This window comes from Mycobacterium sp. TH-M11, from assembly GCF_057473725.1.
In genome coordinates this window covers 1-4,666 of record NZ_JBYCLD010000416.1, presented here as the reverse complement: position 1 = coordinate 4,666, position 4,666 = coordinate 1, and the positions used below count along the sequence as shown (strand labels likewise).

The window sequence follows — 4,666 nt, the reverse complement described above, 5'->3', positions numbered from 1 at the left end:
GACGACGCGATCCTGCACGACCGGGTCAACGGCATCTACGCCGATCCGGACAAGGTCCACGAACTGCACCACAACGGTGAGTTCTTCAAGGTGCGCGGGCCGCTCACGGTGCCACGCACGCCGCAGGGACGGCCGGTCCTCATCCAGGCGGGTTCGTCCGGTCGCGGCCGTGACTTCGCTTCGCGCTGGGCCGATTTGATCTTCACCGGCGATCCGGGCATCGAGGTGGCACGCAACCACTACGCCGACCAGAAGGAGCGCATCGCCGCCGCCGGCCGCGACCCGGACTCGGTCAAGCTCTGCCCGATGGCCTACGCGGTGGTCGGCGAGAGCGAGGCTCACGCCAAGGAACGCGAGCAGGTCTTCCTCAACGATCTGGTGCACCCGATGGCGTCGCTGACCCTACTGTCGGAGTTGATGAACTACGACTTCGCCAAACATGATCTCGACGACCCGATCACCGACGACCTCATCGAAAACGTATCCGGCATTCGCGGGCTGGTGCAGAACCTGCGCGCCCACATCTCCTCCCAGGGCGGCCCAATCACTTTGCGCGACCTGGCCGGCCACCGCGCCACACTGCTGCAAGGCCCGCGTTTCGTCGGCACCGGCAAGCAGGTCGCCGACCAGATGGAGGAGTGGTTCCACGGCGGTGCCTGCGACGGATTCGTCTTGGCCGCAACGCATCTGCCCGGAGCGTTCGAGGACGTGGTCCGGATGGTGATCCCGGAACTGCAGCACCGCGGCCTGTTCCGCGACTCCTACAGTGGGTCGACGCTGCGTGATCACCTCGGACTGCAACGGCCGGCCGGCGTGCCCGTCAACGCATGATGCTCGAAGGCATCCGGGTTCTCGACGTCGCGACACTGGCCGCCGCACCGCTGGCCGCCACCTACCTCGGCGAGTTCGGTGCCGACGTCATCAAGATCGAGCAACCCGACGGTGGCGACCCGATCCGCACCTGGGGAAATCAGGTCGACGGCGTCGGGCTGATGTGGAAGTCGTTGTCGCGCAACAAGCGGTCGATCACCCTCAATCTGCGTGTCGCGCAAGGCCAGGCGTTGCTGCGGCAGTTGGTCGCGCACGCAGACGTGGTGATCGTCAACACGCGCCCGGCGACCCTGCGCAAGTGGGGCCTGGACTACGAAGCGCTGCGCGCGGTCAACGACAAGATCGTGATGCTGCACATCACCGGCTACGGGCTGACCGGACCGAAGAGCGAACGGCCCGGCTTCGGCACGCTCGGCGAGGCGATGAGCGGATTCGCCAACATCACCGGCGAGCAGGGCGGCCCACCGACGTTGCCGCCGTTCATGCTTGCCGACGGAGTGGCGTCCCTCAATGCCGCGTATGCGGTGATGATGGCGCTGTACCACCGCGATGTGCACGGCGCGCCGGGGCAGCTGATCGACATCAACCTGATCGACCCGCTCGCGCGCCTCTTGGAGCAGACGTTGCTGGGCTACGACCAACTCGGCCTGGTGCCCACCAGGGCGGGCAACCGCTGGGACATCTCGGCGCCGCGCAACACCTACCGCACCGCCGACGATCGCTGGCTGGCGATGTCGGGCAGCTCACCGGCGTTGGCGTTGAGGGTGTTTCGCGCCATCGGTCGCGCCGACCTGGTCGACGACGTCGACTTCGCCGATCCGCAGGGACGGCTGTCACGAGCCCGCGAAGTGGATCAGGTGGTCGCCGACTGGGTGGCCACCAAGACGCTGGCGGAGGCGATGGCGATCTTCGACGCCGCCGAGGTGGCGGCCGCGCCGGTATACGACATCACCGATCTGGTCGCCGACGAGCAACTCGCCCACCGCGAAGTCTTCGTCAAAGTCGCCGACGACGAACTGGGAGCGATGACCGTCCAGGCCCCGGTTCCCCGATTCTCCGGCGCGACCGGTCGCGTGGGTCATCTCGGCCCGCGGATCGGTGCGAGCAACGCCGAGGTGTACGGCGAGCTACTCGGCCTGGGCGGCAACGATATCGACGACCTGCACGCCCGCGGCGTGCTGTGAGGAGACTGCCCGGATGACGTCACTACTGCGCCGCTCGGAGCTCGCCGTCCCCGCGGCCAACGACCACATGTTCGCCAAGGCCGCCGCATCGCGGGCAGACCTGGTGTTCCTCGACCTGGAAGACGCCACCGCGCCGGCGCAGAAGGAGGCGGCGCGTCCGAAAGTGGTCAAAGCGCTCAACGAGCTCGACTGGGGCCATACCGCGCGCGCGATCCGCATCAACGGTCTCGACACCCAGTGGTGCCACGACGACATCGTCGAGGTCGTCACCGGAGCCCGGGAGAACCTCGACACCATCATCATCCCGAAAGCGCTTCGGGCGCGCGACGTTTGGTGGGTCGACGTGCTGCTCACCCAGCTGGAAGCCAAACTCGGCCTGTCGCGCCAAATCCGCCTCGAGGTGCTCATCGAAGAGGTCGAGGGGCTGGCCAACGCCGAGGAGATCGCCGTCGCCAGCCCACGATTGGACGCGCTGATATTCGGCGTCGGCGACTTCTCGTTGTCCCAAGGCGCCCGGGTGGACACCAACTTCGACCCGCTCGGTGAATACCCCGGTGACTTCTGGGCCTACGCCCGCAACAAGGTGATCGTCGCCGCCCGGATCGCCGGCATCGACGCGATCGACGCGCCGTACCCCGACTACGGCAACCTGGCGGGCTACGAGCGTGACGCGCGCCGCGCCGCGCTGATGGGATACACCGGCAAGTGGGCGATTCACCCAACCCAGATCGAGGTCGCCAACGCGGTCTACACGCCGACCGAGCAAGAGATCGCGCTCGCCGAACGCAACGTCGCGGCCTATCGCGAAGGGGAGAAGAAGGGCCTCGGCGCGGTAGGTGTCGACGGTGTCCTGGTCGACGCTGCGCACGTCAAGATGGCGCAGGCCACCCTTCAGCGTGCCGCGCTGATCGGCAAGAGCCGTTAGTTCTACGTAGGCTGGGCCGGTGAACACCGATGTGCTGGAGCTGGACACCGCGCGGCGACGGTTCGTCGATCTGACCGACTCGGTGCGCGCCTTCTGCTTTCCGCTCGGCGACGGGCTGTGCAATGTCTTCGTCCCGCACGCAACCGCTGGGGTGGCGATCATCGAAACCGGCGCCGGTTCCGACGACGACCTGATCGACACCCTGGAGCGGTTGCTGCCACGCGATGACCGCTACCGGCATGCGCACGGGTCGTTCGGCCACGGCGCCGACCACGTGCTGCCCGCGATCGTCGCGCCGTCGATCACCGTGCCGGTCCAGGCGGGAAAGCCGCTGCTGGGCACCTGGCAGAGCGTGGTCCTGGTGGACCTTAACCAGGACAACCCGCGTCGCACGGTGCGGCTGTCGTTCGTGCCGGGCTAGCCGGACTCGTCGCATGTCGGGGCGGGTAAGCCGGACCGGTACTGTAGTGCGGTCGAATAGCTGGTAGCCGCAGGACTGAAGAGGAAACCGAGAAGTGCAGACACACGAGATCAGGAAGAGGTTCCTGCATCATTTCGTGAACGCGGGCCACACCGAGGTGCCGAGCGCATCGGTGATTCTCGACGACCCCAACTTGCTGTTCGTCAATGCCGGCATGGTGCAGTTCGTTCCCTTCTTCCTCGGCCAGCGCACGCCGCCCTACCCGACGGCGACCAGCATCCAGAAATGCATCCGCACGCCCGACATCGACGAGGTCGGGATCACCACCCGGCACAACACGTTCTTCCAGATGGCCGGCAACTTTTCCTTCGGCGACTACTTCAAACGCGAAGCCATCGAGTTGGCCTGGACCTTGTTGACCAACAAAGTCGATGACGGCGGCTACGGCTTCGATCCTGAGAAACTCTGGGCCACAGTCTATTTCGATGACGATGAAGCGATCGAGCTGTGGCGCGAGATTGCGGATCTGCCCGTCGAAAGGATTCAGCGGCGCGGGATGGCCGACAACTACTGGTCGATGGGCATCCCCGGGCCGTGTGGACCGTCGTCGGAGATCTACTACGACCGCGGACCGGAATTCGGGGTCGAGGGCGGTCCGGAAGCCAACGAAGACCGCTACATCGAGATCTGGAATCTCGTGTTCATGCAGAACGAACGCGGGGATGGCGCCGGCAAGGACGACTTCGAGATTCTGGGACCGTTGCCGCGCAAGAACATCGACACCGGGATGGGCATCGAGCGGGTCGCCTGCCTGCTGCAGGGTGTGGCCAACGTCTACGAAACCGACCTGCTGCGCCCGGTCATCGACGCGGTGGCCCGGCGCGCCCCGCGCGGCTACGACGCCGGCAACCACGACGACGACGTGCGCTACCGGATCATCGCCGACCACAGTCGCACGTCGGCAATCTTGATCGCCGACGGTGTCAGTCCCGGCAACGACGGACGCGGCTATGTGCTGCGGCGTTTGCTGCGACGCGTGATCCGCTCGGCCCGGCTGCTCGACATCGACGGTCCGATCGTCGGTGAACTGATGGCATGCGTCCGCGACGCGATGGGCCCGTCGTATCCCGAACTGGTCACCGACTTCGACCGGATCAACCGCATCGCGGTCGCCGAGGAGGCAGCGTTCAACCGAACGCTGCAATCGGGCTCGCGGCTCTTCGAAGAGGCGGCCGCGGCCACCAAGGCATCCGGTGCAAGTGTGCTGTCCGGCACGGACGCCTTCACCCTGCACGACACCTACGG

5 protein-coding genes are annotated in these 4,666 nt (G+C 66.4%); all 5 read left to right on the top strand.

Annotated elements, in window-relative coordinates; genetic code table 11:
* The coding region (locus tag AC2VOG_RS16370; protein ID WP_486940918.1) for an NtaA/DmoA family FMN-dependent monooxygenase at positions 1 to 831 on the top strand (831 nt) is incomplete at its 5' end.
* On the top strand, positions 831 to 2,015 hold the full coding sequence (locus AC2VOG_RS16365) for a CaiB/BaiF CoA transferase family protein (RefSeq protein ID WP_486940920.1): 1,185 nt from the start codon (positions 831 to 833) through the stop codon (positions 2,013 to 2,015). The genes AC2VOG_RS16370 and AC2VOG_RS16365, both read left to right, overlap by 1 nt.
* Before the next feature lie 13 nt (positions 2,016 to 2,028).
* Positions 2,029 to 2,940, top strand: coding sequence for an HpcH/HpaI aldolase/citrate lyase family protein (locus AC2VOG_RS16360; RefSeq protein ID WP_486940917.1), 912 nt, complete (start codon positions 2,029 to 2,031; stop codon positions 2,938 to 2,940).
* 31 nt (positions 2,941 to 2,971) lie between these two features.
* A complete protein-coding gene (locus AC2VOG_RS16355; protein WP_486940919.1) occupies positions 2,972 to 3,361 on the top strand; it encodes a secondary thiamine-phosphate synthase enzyme YjbQ in 390 nt (129 codons plus the stop codon).
* A gap of 94 nt (positions 3,362 to 3,455) precedes the next feature.
* On the top strand, positions 3,456 to 4,666 hold a 1,211-nt coding region (locus tag AC2VOG_RS16350), incomplete at its 3' end, for an alanine--tRNA ligase-related protein (RefSeq protein ID WP_486940916.1).

Coding starts and splice junctions, on each gene's coding strand:
- AC2VOG_RS16365 (WP_486940920.1), top strand. CDS start 831: ATGCTCGAAGGCATCCGGGTTCTCGACGTCGCGACACTGGCCGCCGCA.
- AC2VOG_RS16360 (WP_486940917.1), top strand. CDS start 2,029: ATGACGTCACTACTGCGCCGCTCGGAGCTCGCCGTCCCCGCGGCCAAC.